Annotated in this window: 20 protein-coding genes and 1 pseudogene; 13 read left to right on the top strand and 8 right to left on the bottom strand. The window is 71.5% G+C overall.

Annotation, left to right across the window (positions count from 1 at the left end):
• The first annotated feature begins 331 nt into the window (after nucleotides 1-331).
• A complete protein-coding gene (locus OHA55_RS30390; RefSeq protein ID WP_266712361.1) occupies nucleotides 332-2,614 on the top strand; it encodes an exo-alpha-sialidase in 2,283 nt (760 codons plus the stop codon).
• Nucleotides 2,615-2,745: 131 nt separating this feature from the next.
• On the opposite strand, the gene OHA55_RS30385 is transcribed toward OHA55_RS30390, so the two are convergent.
• Complete coding sequence (locus tag OHA55_RS30385; protein ID WP_266712359.1) at nucleotides 2,746-3,279, bottom strand: DoxX family membrane protein; 534 nt, start codon at nucleotides 3,277-3,279, stop codon at nucleotides 2,746-2,748.
• Between the two features lie 219 nt (nucleotides 3,280-3,498).
• Here OHA55_RS30385 and OHA55_RS30380 point away from each other — a divergent pair, with 219 nt between their 5' ends.
• The 4 genes and pseudogenes from OHA55_RS30380 (at nucleotide 3,499) to OHA55_RS30365 (ending at nucleotide 7,438) form a co-directional block, all read left to right on the top strand.
• The gene (locus OHA55_RS30380) at nucleotides 3,499-5,514 is read left to right on the top strand and encodes an NADPH-dependent 2,4-dienoyl-CoA reductase (RefSeq protein WP_266712357.1); all 2,016 of its coding nucleotides are present in this window, start codon (nucleotides 3,499-3,501) and stop codon (nucleotides 5,512-5,514) included.
• 48 nt (nucleotides 5,515-5,562) lie between these two features.
• A complete protein-coding gene (locus tag OHA55_RS30375; RefSeq protein WP_266712355.1) occupies nucleotides 5,563-6,111 on the top strand; it encodes a PadR family transcriptional regulator in 549 nt (182 codons plus the stop codon).
• Between the two features lie 144 nt (nucleotides 6,112-6,255).
• Nucleotides 6,256-6,408, top strand: a pseudogene (locus tag OHA55_RS30370) (SUMF1/EgtB/PvdO family nonheme iron enzyme); the annotation flags it as partial.
• Between the two features lie 286 nt (nucleotides 6,409-6,694).
• Nucleotides 6,695-7,438: a LamG-like jellyroll fold domain-containing protein gene (locus tag OHA55_RS30365; RefSeq protein ID WP_266712353.1), complete on the top strand. Its 744-nt coding sequence runs from the start codon at nucleotides 6,695-6,697 to the stop codon at nucleotides 7,436-7,438.
• Between the two features lie 79 nt (nucleotides 7,439-7,517).
• Here OHA55_RS30365 and OHA55_RS30360 read toward each other — a convergent pair whose 3' ends face one another.
• Together OHA55_RS30360 and OHA55_RS30355 are read right to left on the bottom strand one after the other, a co-directional pair.
• A complete protein-coding gene (locus tag OHA55_RS30360) occupies nucleotides 7,518-8,636 on the bottom strand; it encodes a DMT family transporter (protein ID WP_266712351.1) in 1,119 nt (372 codons plus the stop codon).
• Entirely contained in the window at nucleotides 8,633-9,535 is a 903-nt protein-coding gene (locus tag OHA55_RS30355) for a phosphatase PAP2 family protein (protein WP_266712349.1), read from the bottom strand. Before OHA55_RS30355 ends, OHA55_RS30360 begins: the two co-directional genes overlap by 4 nt.
• Nucleotides 9,536-9,768: 233 nt before the next feature.
• On the opposite strand from OHA55_RS30355, the gene OHA55_RS30350 reads away from it, so the two are divergent.
• From OHA55_RS30350 to OHA55_RS30340, 3 genes are all read left to right on the top strand, one after another.
• The gene (locus OHA55_RS30350) at nucleotides 9,769-10,377 is read left to right on the top strand and encodes a TetR/AcrR family transcriptional regulator (RefSeq protein ID WP_266712347.1); all 609 of its coding nucleotides are present in this window, start codon (nucleotides 9,769-9,771) and stop codon (nucleotides 10,375-10,377) included.
• Between the two features lie 237 nt (nucleotides 10,378-10,614).
• Nucleotides 10,615-11,628, top strand: coding sequence for an SPFH domain-containing protein (locus OHA55_RS30345; RefSeq protein ID WP_266712345.1), 1,014 nt, complete (start codon nucleotides 10,615-10,617; stop codon nucleotides 11,626-11,628).
• Nucleotides 11,625-12,593 carry a hypothetical protein gene (locus OHA55_RS30340; RefSeq protein WP_266712343.1) on the top strand — a complete coding sequence of 323 codons (969 nt, stop codon included), beginning with the start codon at nucleotides 11,625-11,627 and terminating at the stop codon, nucleotides 12,591-12,593. The genes OHA55_RS30345 and OHA55_RS30340 overlap by 4 nt, the downstream gene beginning before the upstream one ends.
• Nucleotides 12,594-12,686: 93 nt before the next feature.
• On the opposite strand, the gene OHA55_RS30335 is transcribed toward OHA55_RS30340, so the two are convergent.
• Nucleotides 12,687-13,208 (bottom strand): helix-turn-helix transcriptional regulator, encoded by a 522-nt coding sequence (locus OHA55_RS30335; protein WP_266712341.1) that lies wholly within the window; start codon nucleotides 13,206-13,208, stop codon nucleotides 12,687-12,689.
• Nucleotides 13,209-13,310: 102 nt separating this feature from the next.
• Here OHA55_RS30335 and OHA55_RS30330 point away from each other — a divergent pair, with 102 nt between their 5' ends.
• Nucleotides 13,311-14,555 (top strand): MFS transporter, encoded by a 1,245-nt coding sequence (locus tag OHA55_RS30330; RefSeq protein WP_266712339.1) that lies wholly within the window; start codon nucleotides 13,311-13,313, stop codon nucleotides 14,553-14,555.
• A gap of 521 nt (nucleotides 14,556-15,076) precedes the next feature.
• Here OHA55_RS30330 and OHA55_RS30325 read toward each other — a convergent pair.
• Nucleotides 15,077-15,343, bottom strand: a complete 267-nt coding sequence (locus tag OHA55_RS30325) for a hypothetical protein (protein WP_266712500.1) — start codon at nucleotides 15,341-15,343, stop codon at nucleotides 15,077-15,079.
• Here OHA55_RS30325 and OHA55_RS30320 point away from each other — a divergent pair.
• Nucleotides 15,267-15,818, top strand: coding sequence for a DUF4232 domain-containing protein (locus tag OHA55_RS30320; RefSeq protein WP_266712498.1), 552 nt, complete (start codon nucleotides 15,267-15,269; stop codon nucleotides 15,816-15,818). The genes OHA55_RS30325 and OHA55_RS30320 overlap by 77 nt on opposite strands.
• 64 nt (nucleotides 15,819-15,882) lie before the next feature.
• Here OHA55_RS30320 and OHA55_RS30315 read toward each other — a convergent pair whose 3' ends face one another.
• Entirely contained in the window at nucleotides 15,883-17,364 is a 1,482-nt protein-coding gene (locus OHA55_RS30315; RefSeq protein ID WP_266712337.1) for a hypothetical protein, read from the bottom strand.
• Nucleotides 17,365-17,614: 250 nt separating this feature from the next.
• Here OHA55_RS30315 and OHA55_RS30310 point away from each other — a divergent pair, with 250 nt between their 5' ends.
• On the top strand, nucleotides 17,615-19,090 hold the full coding sequence (locus OHA55_RS30310; protein ID WP_266712335.1) for a glycerophosphodiester phosphodiesterase family protein: 1,476 nt from the start codon (nucleotides 17,615-17,617) through the stop codon (nucleotides 19,088-19,090).
• A gap of 94 nt (nucleotides 19,091-19,184) precedes the next feature.
• Here the strand turns inward: OHA55_RS30310 and OHA55_RS30305 are convergent, their stop codons facing one another.
• Nucleotides 19,185-20,078, bottom strand: a complete 894-nt coding sequence (locus tag OHA55_RS30305; protein ID WP_266712333.1) for a LysR family transcriptional regulator — start codon at nucleotides 20,076-20,078, stop codon at nucleotides 19,185-19,187.
• A gap of 131 nt (nucleotides 20,079-20,209) precedes the next feature.
• On the opposite strand from OHA55_RS30305, the gene OHA55_RS30300 reads away from it, so the two are divergent.
• Both OHA55_RS30300 and OHA55_RS30295 read left to right on the top strand, forming a co-directional pair.
• Nucleotides 20,210-21,394, top strand: a complete 1,185-nt coding sequence (locus OHA55_RS30300; RefSeq protein WP_266712331.1) for a CaiB/BaiF CoA-transferase family protein — start codon at nucleotides 20,210-20,212, stop codon at nucleotides 21,392-21,394.
• A 17-nt stretch (nucleotides 21,395-21,411) separates the two neighbouring features.
• Nucleotides 21,412-22,710, top strand: coding sequence for an SLC13 family permease (locus tag OHA55_RS30295; RefSeq protein WP_266712329.1), 1,299 nt, complete (start codon nucleotides 21,412-21,414; stop codon nucleotides 22,708-22,710).
• A gap of 112 nt (nucleotides 22,711-22,822) precedes the next feature.
• Here OHA55_RS30295 and OHA55_RS30290 read toward each other — a convergent pair whose 3' ends face one another.
• Nucleotides 22,823-23,788 carry an alpha/beta fold hydrolase gene (locus OHA55_RS30290; protein ID WP_266712327.1) on the bottom strand — a complete coding sequence of 322 codons (966 nt, stop codon included), beginning with the start codon at nucleotides 23,786-23,788 and terminating at the stop codon, nucleotides 22,823-22,825.
• Between the last annotated feature and the right edge of the window lie 29 nt (nucleotides 23,789-23,817).

Here is a 23,817-nt window from a genome sequence, read left to right as displayed (position 1 = left end):
CACCGGACGCCGCTGCGGCCTCCGGCCACCCGTGGGATTCGAGCAATCACCTCCTTCGACAATGCGGTGATCACGTTCCGGCACACCACGCGGCCCTGGGCGGAAAGTTCGGACGGAGAGGCCGCACCGCCGCAAAACACCCTTGAGACCGTCCAGCAAATTCCATTAAATCAATACATTTCGGGCACCGAAAGGGAATGCGAACCCCCACAGAAAGGCATGCAAGTGGTTTATGGATCTATGCAAGAATGCCGAAGATCAGGCCGGGGCGGCGGAGCAATCGATCAGATGCCACGCAACCCCCTGGCCTCGTTCCAGCAAAGGAGAACACATGGGGGGCGAAATGCAGATTTCCACAACGGGCAGGTTGCCGAAGACCGGGAGAATGCAGTTCGGAAGTTCGTGGGCAGTGGTGGGTGCGGCACTCGCCCTGCTTCTGGCGGCATTGTCACTGGTCGCCCTTCCCGCCGACGCCGCGCGCGCGGTCGATCCGACCAGCACTCAGCAGAGAGTTTTCACCAGTGGCGAAGGGGGCTACGCCTGCTTCCGTGCCCCCGCGGTGGTCAAGACCCGCGACGGCACGCTGCTGGCCTTTGCCGAGGGGCGATTGGGCAGCTGCAGCGACAGTGGCGACATCGACGTCGTGATGAAGAGCCTCGCCACAGCGCAAGACGCCGACTGGAGTTCGGTGCGCCCGGTGGTCACGCACTCCGGTGGGCAGTTCTTTCACAACGTCTCGCCGGTGGTCGATGAAAATACTGGCAATGTATTTTTGCTGTACACCGAAAACTACAAAAGACTTCACGTGACCATCAGCGCCGATGGCGGCCGGAACTGGAGCTCGGATCCACTGAACGCTGACGCCCCCTTCTCCACCGACATCTCCGCGCGCATATGGGACTCGGCAAGCATGAAAGCCGCGATGGGAGGGGTGGCACTGGACTCGGCGCAGATGTCGTTCGGGCCTGCGAGTGCCATCCAGCTCACCCACGGTTCACATTCCGGACGCCTGGTGGCCGGCATAACGGTCCGCAAGGGGGGAGGGAAACCGGCGGATCTGGGCGGGGCGCTCATCTACAAGGACACGGACGGTGACTGGAGGGCTGGTGCGGTCTCTCTCGGCGCCGAGCCTGCCATTGGCGCACAGGAGCTGAGCCTGTTCGAGCGCGGCGACGGCAGCATATTCGTGGAGGCACGCAACGAAGAAGGCACCCTTCCGAAGCAGCCGGTCTATGCGATCTCAGGTGACGACGGGGAATCCTTCCAGAACCACTTCACGCGGTTCGACCAGGAGATGGACTATCCCTCCAGCGGCATACAGGCCTCGACTCTGTCCATCCGGGAGAAGGATGTGGACGGATACGACCAGGTCCTTCTCGCACTCCCGACCAGCACTTCCCGGGCGAACCTCACGGTCCGCTCGTCCTTGGACGGCGGGTACACCTGGCAGCTCCCCTCGGACGGGATGCAGGTATGGGCCGGTCCTGCCGGTTACAGCGCCATGATCGACCTGGGCAACAGTACGTACGGCATCATTTTCGAGGCCGGCAGCCAGGACCCGCACGAGTTCATCGGGTACGACACGTTCACCGAGGACGATCTGAATACGTCTCCGGAGGCTCTCGACATCACGCTCAACCAGAACACGGGCGCGCTGGCCACCACCGACCCCGACCAACTGCATCTCTTCGCCCCCACTCCGACCAGCGCTCTCGGGAACTGGTTCAGGGAACCCGACGCAACCATCAAGCGGGGCATCTGGGGCACCCGAGAGGTCACCGGCAGGACAGTGGCGTTCAGGTACGGGGATCAGCAGCATGTTCTGGTGCGCGGCACTGACGGAAGCCTTGTCCACGAGTTCTACGCACCGGGAGCGACCGCGCCTGTCACGCAGACCTGGCTCGGGGCGGGCATCGTGGCCGGAGCACCCACGGGCTTCGTCGACGGACATCAGCAGCACGCCTTCGTCCGTGCCACGGACGGCCGGCTGTTGCACGTGTGGTGGGACGCGAACAAGCCGTCGTTCCAGCAGCAGACCTGGGCTCAGCCCGGCGAAATCCGCGGTGACCCCGTGTCCGTCCTGTACGGCAATCAGCAGCACGTCTGGGCCGTTGACACGGACGACCGGCTGCACCACTGGTGGTGGTCCCCGAAGATAGGTGTCCAGAGCGAGGTCTGGACCGGATCGGTCAAGGGCACCCCGACCGCGTTCGTATACAGGAGCCAACTGCACGTCTACGCCGGCGACACGCAGGACCGCCTCGCGCACTGGTGGTGGAGCACCACCGACGGGCTCAAGCGCCAGGTCCTGTCCACCCCGACCGCGCTGGGCGGGTCCCCCATCGCGTTCGTCCACGGGTCGCAGCAGCACGTCTACGCGCGCACCGTGAACAACACCCTCGCCCACTGGTGGTGGGATCCGACCACGGGCAACAACTACGGCGTGCGGGCCGGATCGATCTACACGGACCCGGTGGCCGGTGTGTTCGACAACACACAGGAAGTCTTCGGCGCGGCTGCCGACTCGACGCTGCACCACTGGTGGTGGAACGCGAGTGACGGCAACAAGGACGAGAGCTGGGCCGGAACGATCGCCACGACCAGCACCTGGTGACCCGGCGGTGCGTCAGCGACCGCCGTTGACGCTCGCTGACGCCCACGGTCAGGTACGCAACGATCGTTGTCGCCCGGCGCCCGGCCGGGTCCGTCCGGCGCCGGGCGAAGGCCGGGCTCGAACCCCGGCCTTCAGACCGCCTCGGCCCCCGGGGCGTCGGCACCCTGCGCCTTCGCGCGCTTGCCGACGACGGCGGCTGCCGCCGCGGCGCTGCCGAGGAATGCCAGCGCGACCACCCAGGGCTTGTCCAGCACGTGGCCGGTGGCGTGGTCGAGGGAGTAGCGGCCGGCGCCGGCGAGGCCGATCGCGGCGGCGGCGAATCCGAGGAACGCCGGGTACTCGTAGCCGCCGCCCTGCGCGAAGAATCCGGCGGGCGCGTGCACCGCGACCGCGCCCGCCATGGCTCCGGCCGCGGCGGCGCCGGCCGCCGGGGTGGCGAGGCCGACCGCGAGCAGCACGCCGCCGCCCGCCTCGCCGAGCCCGGCAGCGACCGCACTGTGCTTGGGGGGATGGAAGCCCATGGCTTCCATGGCGGCGGTGGTGCCCTCGACCCCGCCACCGCCGAACCAGCCCAGGAGCTTCTGGGAGCCGTGGGCGGCGAGGACCGCGCCGGTTCCGGCGCGCAGGACGAGCAGGCCGAGGTCACGCCGATTGAGGCAGGCCATGGGAACTCCCGGGGACGAGGAGGACGGGGTACCGCTCCACTGTCGCCCGGTGCCGCTGCGGGGGCGCGGCCTGTTACGCCGTACGGGGGACGTCTCGCGGGACCCTCCCGGGCGCTGTAACGGGCTACCGGATGCGACGTACGTCATTGTGCAACTTGTTGCACAAAGCGTCTCCGATCCTCTACAACTGGCGGGACGACACCGCGCGAGGAGACCCCCATGAGCCCCTACCCCACGCTGCTGAGCCCGCTGGACCTCGGATTCACCACCCTTCCCAACCGGGTGGTCATGGGGTCGATGCACACGGGTCTCGAAGAGGCCGAGAACGGCTTCGAGCGGATGGCCGCTTTCTACGCCGAGCGCGCCCGCGGCGGTGTCGGCCTCATCGTCACCGGCGGCATCGCCCCCAGCGAGCGAGGCTGCTCCGCGCCCGGCGGCGCGAAGCTGACGACGGAGGCGGAGGCCGAGGAGCACACCCTGATCACCTCGGCGGTGCACGCGGAGGGCGGCCGGATCGCGATGCAGATCCTGCACTTCGGCCGGTACGCGCACCACCCGGCCCTGGTGGCGCCGAGCGCGCTCAAGGCACCCATCAGCGGCTTCACCCCGCACGCGCTCACCGACGAGGAGGTCGAGGAGACGATCGAGGAGTTCGTCCGCGCGGCCCGCCTCGCCCGGCGGGCCGGGTACGACGGGGTCGAGATCATGGGCTCCGAGGGCTATCTCATCAACGAGTTCATCGCGGCGCAGACCAACCACCGCACGGACCGCTGGGGCGGCTCGTACGAGAACCGCGTCCGCTTCCCGGTCGAGATCGTGCGCCGGGTGCGCGAAGCCGTCGGCGACGACTTCATCCTGGTCTACCGGCTCTCCATGCTCGACCTGGTGCCGGACGGTTCGACGCTGGACGAGGTCGTGCACCTCGCCCGGGCGGTCGAGGCGGCCGGGGCGACCATCATCAACACCGGTATCGGCTGGCACGAGGCCCGCATCCCCACCATCGCGACCTCGGTGCCGCGCGGCGCGTTCACCTGGGTGACCGAGAAGGTGCGCGGCTCGGTCTCCGTACCGCTGGTGACGAGCAACCGGGTCAACACTCCCGAGGTCGCCGAGGAGATCCTCGCCTCGGGCCGCGCGGACATGGTGTCCATGGCCCGGCCCTTCCTCGCCGACCCCGAGTTCGTGACGAAGGCCGCCGCCGGGCGGTCCGACGCCATCAACACCTGCATCGGCTGCAACCAGGCGTGCCTGGACCACGTGTTCAGCCTCAAGATCACCTCCTGCCTGGTCAATCCCCGCGCCTGTCACGAGACCGAGCTGGTGCTCTCCCCCACCCGGACCCGCAAGAGCGTCGCCGTCGTCGGCGCCGGCCCGGCCGGACTCGCCTGCGCGGTCACGGCCGCCGAACGCGGTCACGCGGTCACCCTCTTCGACGCGGCGGGCGAGATCGGCGGCCAGCTCAACGTGGCACGCCAGGTCCCCGGCAAGGAGGAGTTCGACGAGACGCTGCGCTACTTCCGTACGCGACTGCGTGAGCTGGACGTCGACGTCCGGCTCTCCACCCACGCCGGGGCCGGGACGCTCGACGACTACGACGAGGTGGTGATCGCCACCGGGGTCGAGCCGCGTACCCCTCCGATCGAGGGGGTCGACCACCCCAGCGTGGTCGGCTACCTGGACGTGCTGCGCGACAAGGTGCCGGTCGGTGACCGGGTCGCGGTCATCGGGGCGGGCGGGATCGGCTTCGACGTCGCGGAGTTCCTCACCGACTCCGGGGAGGGCACGCACCGCGACCCGGAGGCGTTCCTGCGCGGCTGGGGCGTGGACACCGCCTACGCGCACCGGGGCGGACTGCGCCTGCCGGAGCGACCGAGGCCGCCGCGCACGGTCCACCTGGTCCAGCGCAAGGCGACCAAGGTCGGCGCGGGGCTGGGCAAGACCACCGGGTGGATCCACCGCACCGAGCTGCGCCACCGGGGCGTCACCATGATCGCGGGCGCCTCCTACGACCGGATCGACGACGCGGGACTGCACCTGACCGTGGACGGCGAGCCGCATCTGCTGCCGGTCGACACGATCGTGCTCTGCGCGGGCCAGGAACCGCGCCGGGAGCTGTACGAGGAACTGCGCGCGGCGGGCCGGCCGGTACATCTGATCGGCGGCGCCGACGTGGCGGCCGAACTCGACGCCAAGCGGGCCGTCCGCCAGGGCACCGAGCTGGCCGCCGCGCTCTGAGCACGCTCCGGGCCCGGTCCCCCTGCCCGCGTTCGTAGGATGCACCCCATGTCACTGCCGCACGCGATCCTCACCGCTCTGCTGGAGAAGCCGTCGTCGGGGCTCGAACTGACCCGCCGGTTCGACCGGTCGATCGGCTACTTCTGGCCGTCGACGCACCAGCAGATCTACCGCGAGCTGGGCAGGCTGGAGCAGGCGGGGCGGATCAGGGCCCTGCTGCCCGGCCGGCCCGCGAGGGGCAGCAAGAAGGAGTACGAGGTGCTGCCGGCGGGCCGCGAGGAGCTGGCGGCCTGGGTGGCGCTCCCCGAGGACCCGAGGCCCGTCCGCGATCCGCTGCTGTTGCGGATGCGGGCGGCCGCGGTCGTCGGGGCGCCCGGGCTCGGTGCGGAGCTGCGCCGCCACATGGAGCTGCACCGGCGGCAGTTGGCGGAGTACTTGGAGATCGAGAAGCGGGACTTCCCGCCGGAGCGGCGGACGGCCCAGGACGACCGGCTGCGCCATCTCGTGCTGCGCGGTGGCATCGATCTGGAGAGCTTCTGGATCACCTGGCTGGCGGGGGCGATCGAGGGGCTCGACGGGCCGGACGGGACTCCGTAGTACGCCGGCCGGACTTCTGCGTAGGTAAGGACTGTCCCGCCGTGGGAAGCTGACCGGATACACGACGAACTGCGGGGATACGTCGCCGGACACCTCGGTTCCGACGGCGGCCCCGACTTCCACGCCACCGGCCCCCGGACCGCGCCCACAGGTCCCCCCGACGGCACGACCCGGGTGATGCGCGGCGGCTCCCACCTGTGCCACCTCTCCTACTGCAACCGCTACCGTGTCGGCGCACGCAGCTCCAACACACCCGACAGCTCGACCGGCAACATCGGATTCCGGGTAGCCCGCTGAGGACCTGGGTCGGAGTCCCGCCGTCGGTCGGGGGTGCGTCGGCGTCCGCCCGAGGAGACATCGGGAAGTGGCTTCCGGCGCGTCCCCTACCCCCTCCTCGCTCCAGCACGATCGGAAGGAAGGACCCGGGGGCGTGCGGGGCGGCGACGAGCGCGCGCTGTCCGTACGCCCGCGTGCGGGGCCGTGGGGCTCCGTCCGTTCGCGGCCCTCACGCCCTCCCGTACAGGCCCCGGACCGGCCTAACCTGGACCGGCCCGACCGCCGACGCAGTCCCAGGGAGGCGCGTGTGAGCGCGTACGACGAACTGATCGAAGCCGAAGACCCCGTGCTCTACCTCCGGCTGGGCGGCGCCGGTTCGGAGCTGTCCCCGGGCGGCCCGCGCGCCGTGTTCCACGGCTCGCCGTCCCACAGCCATCTGCCCAACGGCGACAGCGCGACCCTGTTCGACGGAACCCCCGCCCAGTACGTCGAGGTCCCCGACGACCGTTCCCTGTCCGTGTCGACGACCGGGGCGCTGACGGTGGAAGCCTGGTTCCGTCCCGACACCCTCACGTTCCCTGCGAGCGAGGGCACCGGTTACGTGCACTGGTTGGGGAAGCTCACCTATGCCACGGTCAACCAGGCCGAGTGGACGGCGCGCGTCTACAGCGCCGACAACACCGAAGGCCGCGCCAACCGCGTCTCCGGATACGCCTTCAACCCTGCCGGGGGACTGGGCGCCGGTTCCTACTTCCAGGACACCCTGTATCCCGGGGAGTGGATCCACTACGCCCTGGTGATCACCACCAGTCCCGCCGGATCCTCCTACCCGACCGGATACACGAAGATCTACCGCGACGGGAGGCTGCGCGACCAGGACGCGCTCGCCGACTACTCGATCGTCCCGGGCGACACCCCGTCCCCCCTGCGCATCGGCACCGCGAGCCTGCGTTCCTTCTTCCTGGGCGCCATCGGCAAGGTAGCCGTCTACCCGCGCGAACTCGGCGCCGAGCGTCTCCTGGCCCACCACGCCGTCATGACCAGCACCTGAGGCTCTGAGGCCCGGGGCTTCCTGACCGGTCCCGGGCCCTGGAGGATCTCGCGCCGCTCTTCGGTCCGGTCCGGTCAGGTCAGCTTCCGGATGCCGTCACGGGTTCGGGGCTGTCGGCCACCGCTCGCTTCAGGCTCCTCGAACTCCTCGGGCTCCCGATGACCGTGCGCAGCGACCGGCCCCTGCGGCGCGTGTGCCCGGCGGCGGGTACCGGAGAGGCCGGGTGGCGGCCCGGCACGACGACGGGAGCGGTGGCGGTGGCGGGCACCACGGACGCGGGTTCGGGGACGGGTCCGGACGCGGGCAGGGGACGTACCGGATCGTCCGAGACAGGTTCCGGTGCGGGCGCCGGGGCCTCGGCCGCGGCCTGTGTCCGGGACTGCGCCCTGCAGAGCAGGATCACTCCGTACGCCGAGAGCGCGATGCCGACGACGGCCGGGACCAGGCTGAGGGGACCGCCCTGGAGACGTTCGCGGAGCAGGACGATACCGATCGTGGCGGCCGCCACCGGGTTGGCGAGGGTCAGCACGGCGAGCGGTGCGCCCAGACCGTCGCGGTAGGCGGTCTGGGAGAACAGCAGCCCGCCCATCGAGAAGGCGGCGACCAGCAGGGTCACCACGACGGTGCGCGGGGTGAACAGGGCGCCTGCGGTGTGGGCGGTGAAGGCGACCGTCAGGGTCTGGGTCAGCGCGGAGGCGACGCCGGAGGTGATCCCGGAGGCCGCCGCGTGCCGCAGGCCGGGGCGGGCGCCGGGGCGGCCGAGGCCGGACACCACGGCGAGGGTGACCGCACCGACGGCGAGGGCTTCGCCGAGGCCGAGGGTCTCGTGCGGTTCGGCGCCGCCCGCCGCCGCCAGCAGTGCGGCCAGTCCGACGAGGGTGAGGACCGTGCCCCGCCATTCGGTGCCGCTGACCTTGCGGCCCGCGGTGCGGGCGCCGAGCGGCACGGCCGCCACCAGGGTCAGCGCGCCGAGGGGCTGGACCAGGGTGAGCGGCCCGTACTTCAGGGCGGCGACGTGCAGTAGGGCCCCGGTCGCGTTGAGCCCGACCGATGCCCACCAGGCGCCGCGTCCGAGCAGCCGGAGCCCGCCCGTGCCGGGTTCGGTGCGTCCGGCGAGGCGGGACTGGGCCACGGCGGCGGTGGCGTAGGCCACGGCGGAGACGAGGCAGAAGAGGATGGCGACGAGCGTGGCGTTCACCGTCCGGCTCCGGGTGCGGTGAGGGTCCGCTGCGAGGCGGACGGACTGACGGCGAACGCGGGGGCGCCGGCCTGGGCCGGTACCCCGGCGGCGTAGGCCGGGTGGATCGTGGCGGGGGCGAATCCGGCCGGGGTGGCGGAGGGCCATGCCCCTCGGAGCCGTACCGCGCGGGAGGGACGGTGCAGCGGGATCGCGGCCAGCGCGAGTGCGAGGAGGGCCGATACGACCAGGGCGTCGAGCCAGTAGTGGTTGGCGGTTCCGACGATCACCAGCAGGGTGGCGAGCGGGTGTGCCAGCCAGAGCCAGCGCCAGCGGGAGCGGCCGGCGGCGACGAGCCCGATCGCCACCATGAGGGCCCAGCCGAAGTGCAGCGAGGGCATCGCGGCGAACTGGTTGGCCATGGTGTCGGTGGTGGGCGTGGCGCCGTAGACCGTGGGTCCGTACACCTGGCCGGTGTCGACCAGCCCCGCGGCGGCGAGCATGCGCGGCGGTGCCAGCGGGAAGAGCAGGTGGAGCGCGAGGGCGGCGCCTGTGAGCGCCGCGAGTATTCGGCGGGACCAGACGTAGTGGTGGGGGTGCCGCCAGTACAGCCAGACCAGGAAGAGCACGGTGGCCGGGAAGTGGACCACCGCGTAGTAGGTGTTCGCCAGGTGGATCAGGGTCTCGCTGTGCAGCAGGACTCCCTGGACATCGCCCTCTCCCGGCAGACCGAGGGCGCGTTCGAAGCTCCAGACGTGCCCGGCGTTGTGGAAGGCCTCGTCGACATGGCCGTTGGCCGCCTGGCGGCCGAGCTTGTAGACGACGAAGAGTCCGACGACGAGCAGGAACTCCCGGACGAGGGGCGGGCGGGCCGAGGCGTCCGGCTCCCGTTCCACAGGCGTTCTGCGGGCGTACATCACCCGTGCCCCTTACTTACGGTTGCGTTGGTACCTGGGCATGGTCCAATCCACACCCAATCGATACGCCAGTGTACCGATACGCAAACGTATCGGTACACTGGCGTATCGAAGCGTTTTACTGCCGAGTCCAGGAGGAACGAACCGTGCCGACCCGGGACTCCGTGGGGAACACCCCAGAAACTCGCGAAACTCAGGAAACCCGGGAGTCGCACGACGTCGGCGCGCGGGAGACCGTGACACCCTCACCCCGGTCACCCAGGTCGAAAATCACACCGGAGCGGGCTCAGGAGCTGTACGCGGCGGTGCTGGAGCTGCTCCGCGAGAGTGGATACGAATCCCTCACCATGGAGGGCGTCGCCGCACGGACCCGCTGCGGCAAGTCGACGCTCTACCGGCAGTGGGGATCGAAGCCCGAGCTGGTCGTCGCGGCGCTCCACAGCACCCGGCGCGGGTCGCTCGCCCACATCGACACCGGCACCCTGGCCGGCGACCTGCTGGCGGCGGCACGCGCGATCGGCGCCCGTTCCGGCCTCGACACCTCACTCGTGCACGCCCTGAGCCACGCCGCCCTGCAGAGCCCGGAGCTGCTCTGCGCGATGCGCGAGTCGCTGGTGATGCCGGAGATCGCGGCGATCGAGGCCATGGTCCACAGGGGCCGCGAACGCGGCGAGATCGCCCCCGACTGCCCGACCGCCGAGTACGTGGCGGCGCAGCTGTTCGGCATGGTGCGCGTGCGGCCGTTGCTGGACTGCCGGCACGCGGACGAGGAGTACCTCGTGCGCTTCACCGAGAAAGCCATCCTTCCGGGGCTCGGACTGGAGGTACCTCCGACCGAGTCCTGATCGAGCGTGGGCCGTCCATCCCAGCGGAGGGAACGGCCCGCCCGCGTCGCACCGTGGGGACGGGGGCGGCGCACCCCGACGGCCGGCGACTTCCACCGAAGGCGCCGGCCGTTCGCGTACCCGGCACACCCGGAGCGCCCCCGGAACCCCTCTTTTCGTCCTCTTGACGATATCTCGCCCCACCCCTACCCTTCCTACTTGTCGTCAACGTGACGAGAAACGGAAGGGGTCGTTCCCATGGCCGACATCACCCGGCGGTTCGGTTGGCGCCACCTGCGCTCCGCGCCCACCGCCCACATCCGTCACCACAAGCGCGGCACGCTCACCCACGACGGCCCCGGGCTGAGCTTCTGGTACCGCTCGCTGAGCGCCGCGCTCTCCGAGGTGCCGGTGGACGACCGGGAGCTGGCGATGGCGTTCCACGCCCGTACCGCCGACTTCCAGGACGTGACCGTGCAGGCCACCGTCACCTACCGGGTCAGCGACCCCGCGCAGGCGGCGGCCCGGCTGGACTTCTCCGTGGACCCGGACACCGGGGTGTGGCGCGGTTCCCCGCTCGAACAGATCGCGACCCTGCTGACCGAGACCGCCCAGCAGCACACCCTGGACGCCCTGGCGCGCACTCCGCTGGCCACCGCCCTGGTGGACGGCGTGGCCCTGGTGCGCGAGCGGGTGTCGGCCGGGCTCGCGGCCGAGCCGCGGCTGCCCGCGACGGGGATCGACGTGGTGGCGACCAGGGTCGTGGCCATCCGCCCCGAGGCGGAGGTGGAACGCGCCCTGCGCACCCCCGCCCGCGAGCAGATCCAGCAGGAGGCCGACCGGGCCACCTACGAGCGCCGCGCGGTGGCGGTCGAGCGGGAACGCGCCATCGCCGAGAACGAGCTCGCCAGCCAGATCGAACTCGCCCGCCGGGAGGAGCAGCTGGTCGACCAGCGCGGCACCAACGCCCGCCGCGAGGCGGAGGAGAAGGCCGCGGCCGACGAGGTCCGCGCCCGCGCGGAGGCGTCCCGCGCGGTACGGCTGGCCAAGGCGGAAGCGGAGGCCGTACGGGAGACGGGCGCCGCCCGGGCCGACGCACAGGCGGCCTGGCTGCGCGTCCACGCGGAGGTCGACGCCGCGACCCTGCATGCCCTCGCGGCGACCAGGCTGGCGGAGAACCTGCCGCACATCGACAGCCTCACCCTCTCCCCCGACGTGCTGACCGGGCTGCTCGCCCGTCTCGGCCGCCCCGGCGGCGGGACCCCGGCGTGAGCCTCGCCCCCCGCGCGGTCCTCGTGCACCGGACCACGGAGTACGAGGAGTTGCTCGCCCGGCACGGTACGCACGGCCAGGCGGCCTTCTTCCTCTCCACCCGCGGGCGCTCCCTGGACGAGGTGGCGGACCGGCATCACCGGGCGCTGCGGGCGCTGGCCGACGTGGCGTCCGCGGTGCCGCTCACCTGGCGGCGTTCCCGGGTGGAACGCGCCGATCTGGACCGCTTCCTCTTCGCGCCGGAGGACGTGGTGATCGTGGTCGGGCAGGACGGGCTGGTCGCCAACGCGGCGAAGTACCTCGCGGGTCAGCCGGTGATCGGCATCGACACCGATCCGGGGCGCAATCCCGGCGTCCTCGTCCGCCACCGGGTCCGGGACGCCGGGGCGCTGCTCCGCGCGGCGACCGCCACCGGGGCCGGCGGCCGGGCGCAGGAGCTGACGATGGTGGAGGCGGTCGCGGACGACGGGGAGCGGCTGGTCGCCCTCAACGAGATCTACCTCGGCCCCCCGGGCCACCAGACCGCCCGCTACCGGATCGGTCCGGACGCGGGAGCCGAGGGCGCCGGACGCGGGGGCACCGCCCGCGCCGGCTCCGGTACCGCCTCCGGTACCGCCTCCGGGTTCGGCGAGGCGCAGGCCTCCTCGGGCGTGCTGGTCGGCACCGGTACGGGCGCCACGGGCTGGCTCCGCTCCCTCTGGCAGGAGCGCGGCAGCGCCCTGCGGCTGCCCGCGCCCTCGGACCCCCGGCTGCTCTGGTTCGTACGGGAGGCCTGGCCCTCGCCCGTGACGGGGACCTCGCTGGTCGCAGGCGAGCTGGGGCGGGGCCAGGGACTCCGGCTGACCGTGGAGTCGGACCGGATGGTGGTGTTCGGCGACGGAATGGAGTCCGACGCTCTGGAACTGACCTGGGGCCAGTCGGTGCGGCTCGGCGTCTCCCCGACAGCGTTGCGGCTGGTGGGCTGAGTCACCCACGAGCGCAGGACTACCGCCAGGCAGCGGCCCCGCACCTTCGCCCCGTGGCGGCCCCGTACCGCGACGCGGTGGACGGGGAAGCCCTCACTTCGGGTCGGCCGGGGCTGTGCGCTCCATACGGAAGGCCATCAGCGTGACGCTCACCGGCACCGTGCCAGGTGTCCGCACGGGGCGGGCGACATCGTGCAACTTTCGGGCGACGTGAGCCAGTTGCCCCTGGGCCTCCGCCCACGCCGACGGGTCCACCCAGAGCTCCCCGTCGACGGTGACCCCTTCCTCGGCCGGGTCACGTCGGGCGGAGCGCTCTCGCAGCGTGTACGCCAAGGCCTCGGCGAGCACCGGCGCACCCTCGCGCTGCTCGGACAACGGCGCTCCGTGGACAGTGCGGTAGCGCCGCTCCCTGCCTCCGCGCCGCTCTCGCTCCTCGGCCAGTTCGACGAGGTGGACGGCGTCCAGCCTGCGCAGGTGCTGACTGGCCAGTGCGTGGGAGATGCCCAGTTCACGGCTGAGTTCGGCGGCGGACATCGGCCCTGGCCACAGGAGCGACAGCATGCGCAGTCTCAGCGGGTGGGCGAGTGCCTTCAGGACGGGGTCGGTGGCGGTCACGCGGCCAGTAAAGCGCACCCCCGCACTCTGGCACCCTACCCCCAAGCAAATGCTTGGGGGTAGGGTGCCAGACCTGCCACGGGAACGTCGAGGGGGGCGGTCATGGCCTGGGGTCCTGCCGGGGTGCTGAAACACCGCAACGCCCGGATCTATCTGGCGGGGGTACTCGTCTCCGGGTTCGGGGACTCCGCCATGTCATTGGCCGCCGGAGTCTGGGTGAAGGAGCTCACCGGCTCGAACGCTCTCGCGGCCCTCGTCACTTTCTGCGCGTGGGCTCCGGCGATGGCAGGCCCGTTCATCGGCACCCTTGCCGACCGGGTGCGGCGGCGCCCCCTCCTGATCGCCACCAGCCTCGGGCTGGCCGCCGTGATGACCGCCCCGCTCGCCGTACGCTCCTCCACGGACGTCTGGGTACTGTTCGCGGTCCTGACCCTGGTGGGTGCGGGCAGTGTGCTGATGGACGCCGCGGAGGCCGCCCTGATCACCTCGGCGATACCGGAAGAGTCACGGGGCGACTTCAACGGACTGGTCAGAACCGTGGTCGAGAGCACCGGTCTCGTCGGTCCCCTGGCGGGCGCCGGCCTGTTCGTCCTGCTGGGAGGTCCGGCCGCCGCCGTCCTGGACGCGCTCACCTTCCTGCTGGCCGCCGTCGCGTTCAGCCTGATCCGGGTACGGGAGCCGGTACCCGCGAGAGCGGCACGTACGAACTGGGCCCGGGAGACCGCCGACGGCGTACGGCACCTGTGGGACCACTCCACGCTGCGCCCCCTGGTGGCCGCGGGTGGCTGCGCCATGGCGGCATCCGGGCTGAGCAGCGCGGCCAACTACGCCCTCGTCGACGAGGGCCTGCACCGGCCCGCCGCGTTCATCGGTGTTCTCGCCACGGTGCAGGGGGTGGGATCGGCCTCGGGTGGACTGGCCGCGGGCGCGCTGCTCCGCCGGATGTCCGCGCGTACGGTGTCCGCCCTCGGTCTCGCCCTCTTCGCCGCGGGCGTGCTGGCACGGGCGACCGGATTCCTTCCGCTGGTGCTGGCCGGGGGCCTGCTGGTCGGCCTCGGTCTGCCGTGGCCCCTCATCAGCGCCATGACCTCGGTCCAGAGGGAGACTCCGGGCGAGCTGCTCGGCAGGGTCGCGGCGACCGCCGGAACGCTGGTCTTCGGCCCCACCGGATGCGCGCTGCTGCTGGGCACGGTTCTCGTCACCGTCTTCGACCACCGGGTGCAACTCCTGGTGGCAGCAGTCCTGTCGCTGGCCACGGCGGCACGGCTGCTGCTCGCCCGTGGCGAGCGGACCGTGAAGGACCCGCGTGGCGGGCCGGTCACGGCTCCGGCCCCGTCACCGGAGTGACGGGGCCGGAGCCGGGTCTTGGCAGGCCGGGCGAGTCATGAGCCGCGCGGGCGCGGGGACTCGAGCCGGCAGGTCGTCACCTCGTCACCTCGCCACCTCGTTGCGCGCGGGAACGCCGTGGGCGGTGCGCGCGGGAGAAGAAAAAACAAGGAAGACGAGGAAGACAAGGAACGACTCGTCGGGCATTCGCCGCTCGTCAGGTCTGAGGCTTCTTGCCGTGGTTCGCCGGATGCTTGCGGCGAGCCTTCTTCTTCCGCCGACGCTTCGATGACATGGCCACCTCCAGCTGAATCGGGATCGTCGGGAGGCTGCTGTTCCGACCGCTCCATGGTCCCAGCACCGCCGGCGCTCCGCGATTCGGAGCGGTCGCGCTGCGGGGCCGCGCGCGATTCGGAGCCGTACAGTGCCGGATCCGTAGGTTTGCTTCGCGGGTACGTCCCGGTCCGGTAGCCATATCGGTCCTGTTCCACGACCGGAAGGTTCGGAGCGCGCGGAACCGAGCAGGCGAGAGACATGGACTCTCATCCGCGTACCACCACACCGTCCGTCCTCCGCTCCTCCGTCCCGGGGCCACGCGCGCGTGCGCCGCGCTCCGGTGGGTTCCGCCGGTTCGGCGCCGTCCCGGTCCTGGCCGCCTCGATCGCGCTCGCCGCGGCCGGTTGCGGTGGCAGCGGCTCCACGTCGACCGAACCGGCCGGCGCGAGCAGCTCCGTGGCGGGCGGGACAACGCCCCCGGCGCCCGGCACGTCCGGCGAGCCGACGGCGGGCAGCCCCTCGGCGTCGGCCACCGGCCGCGCTCCTTCCGGACCGTCCGAGCCCGCCGGGCCTTCCGCGGCCTCCGGAGCAGGTGGGGCGAGCGCCGTGCGGCGATGTGCCGCAGAAACGCTGACGATGAGCCTGTCCCCCGCCGACGCCGGAGCGGGCCAGGTCTACTACCGGCTCACGTTCACGAACACGTCCGAGGAGGCGTGTGCGCTGAAGGGTTACCCCGGCGTCTCGCTGATCCGGCGCGACGGCAGTGCCGTCGGCGTCCCGGCCACGCACGAGGGATCGGCCGGTACGAGTACGGCACTCGGCCCCGGAAAAACGGCCGGGGTCACCCTGCACACCAACAACCGGGGCGTCTCCGACTCCTCGTGCTGGGGCCGGCCCGATTACCTCAAGGTGTACCCGCCGGGCTCCACCCGGGCGCTCACCCTGCGGACCACCGATCCCCTCGTCTGCGGCGACCGCTTCACGACGACCGCGGTGGCGGGCGGCTGAGGGCTCTGCCGCGACGCGCCGTGGCAGGCTGCCCAGGCAGAAGGCCGGCCCCCGGAAGCCGGTCTCAGAGGCCGGCGAGAGTGAGGAGCCGGTGCATCTCCCCGGGCGGCAGGACGGGGTTGCCGGCCGCCGCGGTCGCGACGCGTTCCGACGGATCGGCCAGCAGCCGTATCAGTTCGGGAAGCGGAACCCCGCTGTGGGAGGCGACCGTTCGGCGCACCGCCGGATCGGAGTCGGCCGCGAGAGCGCGGAGCAGTTCCACCGGGAGCTCGGGGTCGCGCGTGGCCAGTTGCCGCATGCGCGGGTCGGGGTCGGTGGCCAGCCGACGCAGAACGGCTGCCGGGAGAGGGAAGTCGTCCGCCGGACGCCATGCCATCCTCTTGGCCGGTCGGTGGCTCCGGTCGATGCGTTCGGCGGTCTCGGGGTCGATCCGGTCACGGGCATGCAGAGCCATCGTCGTACGGACGTCGCTCTCCTCGTCGTGGAGCAGCCGGGTCACGGCCTCCTCCGGAAGGCGGTCGGACATCGCGGCCGAAGCACGGAAGCAGGCGTAGGGCGAGTCGACGTACGGCAGGGGGTCGGCCTTCACCCACGGGAGCCGCAGCGAGCGGAGTTCCGCCCGGGCCAGGTGGTCCGTGATCTCCCGGTCCAGCGCGTCGTCGTCCAGGTCCTGGTCGTGGTCGAAGAGCCGCTCGACCCCGTGGTCGTCGGCCGTGATCCGCGCGTGGATCGCGGCTCGGTCCGGCTGTGGCGTGTCCTGGCGGGCGAAGACGCGGACCCGGACGAGTGAGCTGGGGTCCTCGGCGAGCATGCCCCTCACAGGAGAGGGGAGTTGAGGATGTGCCGCGAGTTCCTTGCGTACGTTCTCGTCCGGGTCGCCGGCGAGCCTGGAGGCGGTCTCGGCGTCCAGCACGCCGTGGCGTACCGCTCCGGCGCGCGTGACCGGGTCGGCCAGCAGGCCAGGGACCAGATCGGCGGGCGGGACGGGGTGCGGAAGCCGCCGGTAGTAGGTCGAACAGGCCGCCGCGCGTACCGAGTCGTCGGGGTCGGTCAGGAGGAGGCGGCGCACCGGTTCGGGGGCCTCGGGCCACCACTGGGCGAGCGTGGCCCGGACCTCGGGCTCCGGGTCGGACGCCTGCCGGGCACGAAGGTCCCGGGGTACGTCGTCGTTCTGCGCCAGGTGTACGCGCACCCGGGGGTCGGGGTCGGTGAGCAGCCGCTCGAACAGTTCTCGCGGTGCGTCCGTCGCGGCGATTGCCAGGGCGGTACGGATTCCGGAGTCCGGATGTCCGGCGAGCACCAGCCGATACCGGTGCGGGAGAGTCCTGTTGAGAGCCAGCGCGTGGGTGTGCCAGAAGTCGTCCGCGGCGATGATCGTGTCGGTCATGTCGTCGGTCAGGTCCGGGCGCTTGGCGATCTCTCCGTGTCCCCCGGTGCGGGCGAAGAGCCGGTGGAAGGTTTCGGGCGGCAGCGCGGGATTCTTCGCCAGACCGTCCAGCACCGCACCGAGGTGGACGGGAGTCGGGGCAGAAGTCGCTTCCGGCACGCCGCATACCCCTGATCGCCTAGTGGTTGACCATCCATTGTCGCATGCGCTCTCTCTCCAGGAGGCGTTGGCCCGGTTCCTCCCCGCCGCACGTCAGCGGCAGGCAGACGGCTGGGGGCCACACCGTGAAGAACCCCAGGCCGTACTTCCGCCGCGACCGGGCCGGCTTCGCGGACCGTTCAGCGTCCGGACACCGACGGGTCAGCCCGTGTCCGCCGGTTCTGTTCGCGGCCTTCCTACTGTCCCCGTCATGAAGAGATCACTTGTGAGCCGTTCCGCCGGCATCGCCGTTTCCCTCGTGCTGGTCGCGACCGGTGCCGCGCTCGCGGCCGACCGGCTGCCGGGTCAAGGAGCCGGGCCGGATGCCGATTGGGGCACCGGTTCCCCGGTGTTCGCCTTCGGGGGCCCGGGCAGGTCGGGCGGCGACGCGGCCGAGCGCGCGTACCGCGATCTGCTGGACCACGGTCCCGACGCGAAGATCCTCACCGCGGCGCACCGGGGCCAGTGGCGCGACGCTCCCGAGAACTCGCTGCCCGCCTTCCGAGCGGCGTTCGACCGCGGTGCCGAACTCGTCGAGACAGACATCCAGTTGACCAAGGACGGCGTTCCCGTTCTGATGCACGACACCACCGTCGACCGCACCACGGACGGGGTCGGGGCGGTTGCGGATCTGACGCTGGCTCAAATCGAGCAACTCCGCCTCAAAGAAGGGCTGGGAGGCGCCCAGGCCGCCGTGACCGACGAGCGGGTGCCGACGCTGGAGGAGGCGATGAAGCTCGCCAGGAACCAGGGTCTGATCAACCTGGACAAGGGCTGGTCGAGCCGGGAGGCGGTCTGGGACGTCCTCACCCGCACGGGCACGGTCCGCAACGGTCTCTTCAAGAGCGACGCCCCGGTCGCGGAGGTCCAGAGCTTCCGCGCGACCCACCCCGACGCCGTCTACATGCACATGATCACGGACGCGAACATCGGCGACGTGGACGGGTTCGGCGACGACCAGCCGGTGGCGTACGAGGTCAACTTCGACAGTACCCAGGACGCCGTCGCCCGCAGGCCGTTCCTCGACACCCTCGCCCGGCACAGCAGGGTCTGGAGCAACACCATGTGGAACGGCCTGTCCGACCACATGACCGACGAGGCTTCGCTGACCGACCCACTGCGGGGGTGGGAGGCGCTGGTGCGCGGCTTCCACACCTCGGTCTTCCAGACGGACGACGTGGAGAAGGTCGAGTCCTGGCTGCGTACCGGGGAGGGCGACCCGCTGCCGCACGGAGCCGTACGCGTCCAGGCCGAGGAGTTCCTGCCCGGTGAGGGTACGGGCTACCACGACAACGACACCGTGAACGCGGGCGGACTGGGCATGCGCCCCGGTGAGGGTGTCGACATCAGCGACGCCGACGGCAATGTCCGGGTGAGCTGGATGCGCGGCGGTGAGTGGCTGACCTACGACGTGGACGTCGCGCGCACCGGGACGTACACGCTGGCCGCCCGGGCGTCCTCGCCGTACTCCCCGGCGGGTACGTACACCGTCTCCTTCGACGGAGGTGCCCAGAGCGCGCGGGTGGCCGTACGCAACACCACCAGCCACAACAAGGAGGTACTCCAGCCGAGCGGGGTGGAGCAGCGGCTCACCGCCGGTCACCACGTGCTGCGCATCAGCCTCCCCGCCGACACCTACCAGAACTGGAACCTCGACTACCTCCAGCTCTCACCGGTCCGGCCCTGACGCGTCGACCGGCCGGGGCCGTGCGCGGCCCGCCCCGGCCGGTCCGGCGAGCCGTCGGGCCGGGCCGGGTCGCGTCCGGTCCGGTCCGGTCCGGTCAGACCGTATCCGCGCCCGACAGCTCGTCTGCGCGGGCGGTGATGAGCCGCCGTACGACGATGGAGGACCGGGACGGCTGGCTGTCGGCGCGCTGCACCAGGCTGACTTCGACGGGCTCGGTGTCCGCGAGCGGGAGCCACGACAGGTCGCCCTCCGGGCGGCGGGTGTCGAAGCGGGCGAGGAGCCCGATCCCGGCGCCTCGGGAGACCATGGTCTGCACGGTGCGCGCCGACATCGCCTCGACCATCACCTGACCCTGGGGAAGGTGCTTGCGCAGGCGCTGGTGCAGCACGGTGCCCGGTCTCATGGTGACGATCGGCCAGGGCTCCAGATCGGCCCAGGTGACCTCGGTGCGTCCGGCGAGGGGATGGTCCGGCCGGGTGTGCACGCCGAGCAGTGTCGTCATGAGCCGTCGGCGGACGAGACCGCTGGGCGCGGGTTCGTCGGGCGTGGTGACCACGCCGAGGTCGAGGTCGCCGTTGAGCACCGCGCTCTCGATGTCGCCCGAGGGGCCCTCGCGCACGGAGAACCGCAGGCCGGGGTGGTCCGCGAGCAGCCTCCCGACGACCGGGGCGACGATCGTCTCGACGGTGACCGAGCCGCCGCCGATGGAAACCCGTCCCTGGTACGTCCCGTTGGAGGCCAGCGCGGCCTCCCGCACCGCGTCCTCGGCCGCCACGAGGCGGGTGAACGGGCCGACCAGCGCCTCGCCGGCCGGTGTCGCCCGCACGCCACCCGGACTCCGGGTCAGCAGGACGACATCCAACTCCTCTTCCAGCACCGTGAGTTGCTGCCCGATCGTGGGCTGGCTGACACCGCAGGCCGCCGCCGCGGACCGGAGGGATCCCGTGCGCAGCGCGGCGAGGAAGTACCGGGCGCGTTCGACTCGCATCGGCCCAGGGTAGTGCCATTGGCTATCACCGGATCCAGAGGACGGCATCTTCCCGCGGGGATCGCACCACGACATCGTGACGCGGGTCACGCATCGCCGTGACGTGCTGATTGCTCGTGAAAGGATTTTCCGTGCCCGGACCCCTCAATGGCGTGCGTGTCCTGGACATCTCGACCGTCCTCGCCGGCCCCCTGGCCTCTTCCCTGCTCGCCGAGTTCGGAGCCGAGGTGATCAAGGTCGAACAGCCCGGTACCGGTGATCCCGCCCGCGGCTACCCGCCCCTCGACGACGACGGCGTCTCGGCCGGCTGGGCGGTCGTCGGCCGCAACAAGTCGAGCGTGACGATCGACCTGCATCACCCGGAAGCCGCCGACCTGGTCGGCCGGCTCGCCGCGACGGCCGACGTGGTGGTCACCAACTTCCGGCCGGCGACCCTGCGCCGGTTCTCCATCGACTTCGACGACCTCGTCGCCCACCGGCCCGACCTCGTCATGGTGCACGTGAGCGCCTTCGGGCGCACCGGCCCGTACGCGGAGCGCCCCGGGTTCGCCCGGGTCGCGGAGGCGTTCGCCGGGCTGACCCATCGCACGGGGTTCCCGGACGGTCCGCCGGTGTTCGCGGGTTATCCGGTCGCCGACGGGGTCACCGGGATCTACGCGGCCTTCGCGGCGATGCTCGCGCTCCGCCAGCGTGACCTGACGGGCGAGCCCCAGCTCGCCGACATCGGTCTGTACGAGCCGCTGCTGCGGATGATGGAGGACTTCATCGTCGACTACGGCGCGACCGGTGAGGTCCGGGAACGCCAGGGCAACGAGAACCCGCACATCAGCCCCAACAACCTCTACCGGACGCGCGACGGCCGCTGGCTGGCACTGCCGGCGTCGACGGAGCAGATGTGGCGTCGGCTGGTCGTCGCGATGGACACGCCGGACCTCTCCGCGTACGACACGATGACGGCCCGGATCGAGCACCGCGCCGAGATCGAGGGCCGGGTGGCCACCTGGGTGGCCGGCCAGGACCTCGCACCCCTCACCAAGCTGCTGGACGAGGCGGGCGTGGCCTGCGGGCCGGTGAACTCCGCAGCCGACATCTGCGCCGACCCCCATGTACGGGCGCGCGGTTCTGTGGTCGAGGTGACCGACGAGCACGACGGACGCACCCGGCTGGTGCAGGGCTCCGCCGGACGGTTCTCGGGGTTCGGCCAGACTGTCGACCGCGGCGCGCCCCACCTGGGTGAACACACCCGCGCCGTGCTCGGTGAACTCGGCCTCGACACAGCCGCCGTCGACGACCTCGCCGCCCGCGGCGTCATCTGAACCAGGGAGAACCACAGATGTCCATGGCCGACGTCTCCATCGTCGTTCTCGTCGCCCTGTTCCTGGCGACGCTCGTCCCGAGGTTCAACATCGGGCTCGCGGCCCTGCCCGCCGCCTTCCTCGTAGGTCTGGCCGCCGACCGCACCGCGGACCAGGTGACGGCGTTCTTCCCGGGCGACTTCTTCGTCCTGCTGGTCGGGATAACGGCGTTGTTCGCGGTCGCCCAGATCAACGGCACGCTCGACTGGCTCCTCGACGGTGTGCTCCGCCTGGTCGGCGGGCGCGCGTTGCTGGTGGCACTGGTGCCCTTCCTGGTCGGCGCGGTGCTGACCGCGGTCGGTACCCTCCCGGCCGCCGCCACCGCCATCGTCGCGCCCGTCGCGCTGGGGCTCGCCGCCCGGTACGGGATACCCCCGTTCATCGCCGCCGTCCTCGGGGTCACCGGCATCATCAGCGGACTCCTCTCGCCCCTGGCCGTGTTCGGCACCAGCGCCAATCACCTGGGCGACAAGATGGGGCTCGACCTTCCCGGTTCCGCGCCCGTCACCTTCTTCCTCGGCGGGCTGCTGGCGGGTCTCGTGGTCTGCGCCGCGTGTCTCGTGGTCGGGTACCGCACCGGAGCCATGCCGCGCGGCCGCCTCACGCCGGTCGGCGAGTCCGACGCCGGGGGAACCGCCGGCGAAGACGCTCGCGGGACCGCCGGCGAGGAGTCCGACGGCCGGGGCCCCTCGCCGCTCTGGGGCCGTTACCTCACCCTCGGATGCCTGCTCGCCGTGGTGGTGCTGTCGGTCGGCTTCGACATCAACATCGGCTACCTGGGGCTCACCGCCGCGGTCGTCCAGCAGCTCGCGCTCCGGCTGGAGCCGAACGAGATCATCTCCAGGATCCCGTGGAACATCGTGCTGCTCATCGGTGGACTGCTCACCTACGTCGGCCTGATGCAGGACCTGGGCGCCTTCACCCGGATCAGCGATCTGCTGCGGGTGGACGGTTCCCCGATGCTGAGTCTGCTGGTCCTCTGCTACATCGCCGGTGTCACTTCCTTCGCCGCGAGCTCCATCGCGGTCTTCGCCACCACGATCCCCCTGGTCCCCGCCGTGGTCGCCGAGGGCGCCTCGCCCGTGGGTGCCGTACTCGCGGTCGCGCTGGCCTCGATCCTGGTCGACATCAACCCGCTGGGCATCACGGGTGGTCTGATCCTCGGCGCCGCGAAACCCGAGGACCGTACGCCGCTCTTCCGCCAACTCCTGCGCTGCGGGCTCGTGTCGGTGGTCGTCGGCCCCGCGCTGGCGTGCTTCGCCTTCGGATGGTGGTGACGGGCGGTCGTCACGGCGCCACCGGAAGGCCACGGGCCGGTACCGGATCTCTCCGGTACCGGCCCCGGCGGACGCGCAGGCCGGTGAGGGCGCAGCCGGTTCCGGCGAGGTGTCAGCCGCGCGGCACGCCCGCCACCGGTTCGCCCCCGAGGAAGTCCTCCAGGATTTCGGTGAACCGTTCCGGCTGTTCCTCGGCCGGATAGTGGCCACAGCCGTCGAGGATCACCTCGGTGACGTCGTCGGCCGCCAGCCGCATCGTCCGGGCGGCGTTCGCGCCGCTCCACAGCTCGCCGCCGACGGCGAGCACCGGCAGCGTCAGCCGGGTCCCGCTCCGCCGCTCGTTCTGCGCGATCGTCTCGTCCAGCGCCCGGTAGTACGCGAAGCTCGCCCGCAGCGCGCGAGGATCCGCGGCGATCGCATCGACATACACGTCGACGGCGTACGCGGGGATCGCGGTGGCGGTGGCGGCCTTGGCGGCGAACTGCCGGCCGAAGAAGAGCCGCTCCCGCCCCTGGACCAGTTCCTCGTTGAGCTCGGTGAGCCGGTTGAAGCCGAACTGCCAGAGCTTCTGATTGAGCGCGGCCGGGCCGAAGAGCGGCGGGGACGGCACGACACCGGGGATCACGGCTTCGACGACGGCGAGCCGGCCCACTCGCTCGGGGTGATCGGCGGCGAGGGCGTACGCCGTCCACGTGCCGATGTCGTGGCCGACCACGTCGAACCGCTCGTACCCGAGCGCGGCCATCAGCGCCACCAGATCGGCGGCCAGAGTGCCGGCGTCGTAACCGTCGTCGGGCTTGTCGGAGAGCCCGGCACCCCGCGAGTCGACGGCGACGACGCTGTGCTCGCGGGCGAGCGCCGGCATCACGTCCCGCCAGGCGTACCAGGTCTGTGGCCACCCGCCGATCAGCAGCACCGGCGGGCCGTCCCCGCCGGTGACCGCGTGCAGCCGCAGCCCGTCCAACTCCACGAGGCGGCTGGTGAAGACGTCGGTGAACCCGTCGGGCAGCCGTAACGCACGCAGGCTTGTCGTGTCTCCGGCCGCACTCATCATGGAACGATCAGTCCAACTTGTCATACCGGCGACCCTACACATCCTGAAACGAT

This window comes from Streptomyces sp. NBC_00102, from assembly GCF_026343115.1.
In the GTDB taxonomy this organism is placed as follows: Bacteria; Actinomycetota; Actinomycetes; order Streptomycetales; family Streptomycetaceae; genus Streptomyces.
The sequence above is the reverse complement of the archived record's forward strand: the minus strand, read 5'-3'. Positions and strand labels throughout refer to the sequence as shown.

What these genes read in the sequence shown, in the direction of transcription:
- OHA55_RS30390 (WP_266712361.1), top strand. Translation starts at nt 332, where the DNA reads ATGGGGGGCGAAATGCAGATTTCCACAACGGGCAGGTTGCCGAAGACC.
- OHA55_RS30385 (WP_266712359.1), bottom strand. Translation starts at nt 3,279, where the DNA reads ATGGCCTGCCTCAATCGGCGTGACCTCGGCCTGCTCGTCCTGCGCGCC.
- OHA55_RS30380 (WP_266712357.1), top strand. Translation starts at nt 3,499, where the DNA reads ATGAGCCCCTACCCCACGCTGCTGAGCCCGCTGGACCTCGGATTCACC.
- OHA55_RS30375 (WP_266712355.1), top strand. Translation starts at nt 5,563, where the DNA reads ATGTCACTGCCGCACGCGATCCTCACCGCTCTGCTGGAGAAGCCGTCG.
- OHA55_RS30345 (WP_266712345.1), top strand. Translation starts at nt 10,615, where the DNA reads ATGGCCGACATCACCCGGCGGTTCGGTTGGCGCCACCTGCGCTCCGCG.
- OHA55_RS30330 (WP_266712339.1), top strand. Translation starts at nt 13,311, where the DNA reads ATGGCCTGGGGTCCTGCCGGGGTGCTGAAACACCGCAACGCCCGGATC.
- OHA55_RS30310 (WP_266712335.1), top strand. Translation starts at nt 17,615, where the DNA reads ATGAAGAGATCACTTGTGAGCCGTTCCGCCGGCATCGCCGTTTCCCTC.
- OHA55_RS30305 (WP_266712333.1), bottom strand. Translation starts at nt 20,078, where the DNA reads ATGCGAGTCGAACGCGCCCGGTACTTCCTCGCCGCGCTGCGCACGGGA.
- OHA55_RS30295 (WP_266712329.1), top strand. Translation starts at nt 21,412, where the DNA reads ATGTCCATGGCCGACGTCTCCATCGTCGTTCTCGTCGCCCTGTTCCTG.
- OHA55_RS30290 (WP_266712327.1), bottom strand. Translation starts at nt 23,788, where the DNA reads ATGACAAGTTGGACTGATCGTTCCATGATGAGTGCGGCCGGAGACACG.